The 2,916-nt window shown below is 48.1% G+C and carries 5 protein-coding genes; all 5 read left to right on the forward strand.

The genetic code is table 11. The features are described 5' to 3' along the window. The first annotated feature begins 426 nt into the window (after positions 1-426). The 5 genes from D0T21_RS31960 to D0T21_RS31420 all read left to right on the forward strand — a co-directional run bounded on the left by D0T21_RS31960 (position 427) and on the right by D0T21_RS31420 (position 2,786). On the forward strand, positions 427-870 hold the full coding sequence (locus D0T21_RS31960) for a hypothetical protein (protein WP_147328224.1): 444 nt from the start codon (positions 427-429) through the stop codon (positions 868-870). A 129-nt stretch (positions 871-999) separates the two neighbouring features. Continuing rightward, positions 1,000-1,344: a hypothetical protein gene (locus D0T21_RS31965; RefSeq protein WP_147328225.1), complete on the forward strand. Its 345-nt coding sequence runs from the start codon at positions 1,000-1,002 to the stop codon at positions 1,342-1,344. Between the two features lie 123 nt (positions 1,345-1,467). Further along, on the forward strand, positions 1,468-1,824 hold the full coding sequence (locus tag D0T21_RS31970) for a hypothetical protein (RefSeq protein ID WP_147328226.1): 357 nt from the start codon (positions 1,468-1,470) through the stop codon (positions 1,822-1,824). A gap of 66 nt (positions 1,825-1,890) precedes the next feature. Beyond that, the gene (locus D0T21_RS31415) at positions 1,891-2,361 is read left to right on the forward strand and encodes a hypothetical protein (RefSeq protein ID WP_147328227.1); all 471 of its coding nucleotides are present in this window, start codon (positions 1,891-1,893) and stop codon (positions 2,359-2,361) included. A 2-nt stretch (positions 2,362-2,363) separates the two neighbouring features. Next, positions 2,364-2,786, forward strand: a complete 423-nt coding sequence (locus tag D0T21_RS31420) for a hypothetical protein (protein ID WP_116994081.1) — start codon at positions 2,364-2,366, stop codon at positions 2,784-2,786. Positions 2,787-2,916 lie beyond the last annotated feature (130 nt).

A 2,916-nucleotide genomic window follows, 5' to 3' on the forward strand; every position in this document is an offset into this window, starting at 1 on the left:
ACTTCCTTCCTTGGCATTGCGCCGCGCAGGTCACATCTGTTTGAAAAACACTCCGCTTCCCAGCGGTGTGATGCCATCATCTAGCAATACGACGCCGAGCTCAATACGTCGCTGAGCGGACGCTTACGTTTATCTTGAAGAAGAAAATTGTGTTCGACAGTAAGGTTAGACCAGTCTATGAACATCTTCGCCCTATTGTCGCTTTGCTTTTGAGTGCGGGTAACAAGTTGGCCAGAGACTACGAGTGGGGCTCAGACAGAACTGGGTACTACTGTCTCCTTCGCAAGCCAATTGACTTTGATTTAGTTGAGGCAGAGTTCGAAATCTCCGATTTCATCCAAATGGGACGACTCACCGGCTGTATCGAATGCAATGAAACCTGGGCTTCAATACGCAGTTTGTGACCCTTCCGGCCAGGAGCAGCCGTTGATCGATTTTAAGGGCGTTAAGATGCGAAATTTGGCTGTGAGTCTGTTCGTTACGCTGGTATGTCTTCATGTGAATGCTGCTGAAACCATAACAATAGAGGCCGCTGTAAAACTTGCCGAAGTCTTCGTTGCGGAAAACGGCTATACAGAACTTCCTGAGTCAGGCGTTAAGCAGGCACTCGATCACGAGAGCATTGAGTGGACCTATGCCCGAAAAGAGCTTTTGAAGCAACGACGTAATACCTTGTTGCCGGCGGCCATTGGAGCGAAATATAGTCGCAAAAATGGACAAGCAGGATGGAGCGTGGCATTTGATTATACCAACCAACGTGGCAATCCTGGCTCATGCCGCGTTGTGACAATGGAGTCAAATGGCCGTGAGATACGAATCGAACATGTTGATGGTGTGCGAGAACATTTTCTGGGTTTTAAAAAGCGCTAAGGCAACTACAGGATAAATCCAGGCATTGGAGTTAGTTCACAAGGAGAATTTTTCCTCTAGAGTTCACAGAATAGACGGGTAATTGACATATAGGCGCCTTCCAATAATTGCTAAAAGAAAATAATATTTATGCTAAAATATCAGGCCATCGTTCGCGGCGATAAATTTCTTCCTGCTAGCCTTGATTGCATTTCGAGAACTGATGTGCTTGTAATGCGAACTCCAGGTGAGAATCTTAATGGCAGACCGTCAATGCATGGAGTCTTAGCATTTAATGGTGATTCCGTTGAAGGTATTGCAAAAACAATCAAAGAAATATTAAGTAGTGTCTCCCCTAGAGTTGTTGATTATATCGAGTTCAATGTCACTTATAGTTATGAAAATCAGTGTAACTTAGAGTTTTCTGGCCGTGAGTTGGACTTGATCCGCGATGTTGGAGGATTCTTGACTGTTACTTGTTACCAAGAGTCCTAAGGGCGAGAGCACATAAAAATTGGTGAGTTTTTCAGATGGGCAAGCTGCTATTCTCAAGACCATCGCCCGAGTACGGCCACAAACAGACCTAGCCAATATAGCCTATGCCGAATGAATCCAATAATGCATAATTTAAAGCGCGTATCGCATTGGTTGTTGCCGCACTCGGTTCCTCGGGCAGTTCTTCCGGTTGTAGAGGCTCTTCGCAAAAAAGGCATCAATGTCTGTCGCGTTGGAATCGAGAACCCGAAAGCGCCGACTCACTATGTCTTCGTGGACCAACCATTTGATGCTCAGGCAGTATTGAGTGATCTACCCAACAGCAACGGCCTGAGCCTTGACCCCGATGGCTCAGGAATTAACTCCTTCGAGTATGTCTGGATAGGGTTTGAGCCAGATGTTTGCAGGCCTGAGTCCGGAGCAGGCAAGACGATGTGGCAAGTGGTGAGCAATAAGCCGTGGTGGAAATTTTGGGGCTAGTGGTCAAAGTCGCTATCGGCCAGGAGCAGTCGGTCGACAACAAGACAATTCAAACATGAGATATCTATGTCAGTTGTAGCAGATTTTGTCCGCACATATACGCCTCAATCTGAGGCTCAGATTGCTTTTGCATGGAACGGAAAACATGCAAATGAGTTCGTCGACTCGAATATGCAGTTTCGGAAGGATGTTTGCAGTTATTTTGAGACAGAGCAAGATGCGTTTTCACTGCCATTAATTGCTGCGCTTTTCAAAGCAGAGACTCTTTGTGCAAAGGAAGCGTGGGGCGTGAACAGAGTTGTATCCAAGCTTGCACAGGAGCTTATGGAAAGAGGCGGCGTTGAGTATCTTGAAGTCTATATGGACGGTGCTAGGTGCGGGATGGACGCGTTCATGGCGACTGGCGCCATCACGTTATCGAAAATCAGATGCCAGGAACTCCTTGATCGATGCCTGGCGAACGCAACTGCTACAGATGGTGATGGAGCGCGGTGGGGTATGCTCGCTGATCGTTTTACGTACCTTTCGACGAAATGAGCATGACGGCGAGACGCGGCCAAAACCGCCTGTTGAATTTCGGATTCCTGCAGACCATAAACATGAGCAAAGCATTTTTTGCGGCGTTCGCGATTAGCATCATACCCGCGCTTGGATTAGCTGCGGAGCAGGGAATCCCGCAGGACGTGAGCACCTTCATGGAAGAGCGCGAAAGCTGCGACCATTGGCGCGGAGAAGAAGATTATGACAAGGAACGGCGGGCCGAGATAGATTGGTCCATTTGCCAGTCTTGCGTCGGAACGGACTCAAGGCTTACGTTGCTAAAGAAGAAATATCAAGCTGACAAAGCCACGATGGCCAAGCTCGCCGAACTTGAGCCGAGCATTGAACCTAATGACAAGGCGGCCACCAAGCGCTTTTGCCGCGGTCTCAAAAAGCCTAAGTCACTGGACGAAGACCAGTAACGGCTGTGGATTCAATCGGTCAACGCAACACTCTAACCTAAAACCCTTAGGTCACAGGAGTGTTGAAGATGAAACAGCGACCGCGAATCCATTACACCGAAAGCCAGAAGGCGCTGATGTGGGAGCGCTG

Source organism: Duganella sp. BJB476, from assembly GCF_003416895.1.
Taxonomy (GTDB): domain Bacteria; phylum Pseudomonadota; class Gammaproteobacteria; order Burkholderiales; family Burkholderiaceae_D; genus Rugamonas.

Coding starts and splice junctions, on each gene's coding strand:
- D0T21_RS31965 (WP_147328225.1), top strand. CDS start 1,000: ATGCTAAAATATCAGGCCATCGTTCGCGGCGATAAATTTCTTCCTGCT.
- D0T21_RS31970 (WP_147328226.1), top strand. CDS start 1,468: ATGCATAATTTAAAGCGCGTATCGCATTGGTTGTTGCCGCACTCGGTT.
- D0T21_RS31415 (WP_147328227.1), top strand. CDS start 1,891: ATGTCAGTTGTAGCAGATTTTGTCCGCACATATACGCCTCAATCTGAG.
- D0T21_RS31420 (WP_116994081.1), top strand. CDS start 2,364: ATGACGGCGAGACGCGGCCAAAACCGCCTGTTGAATTTCGGATTCCTG.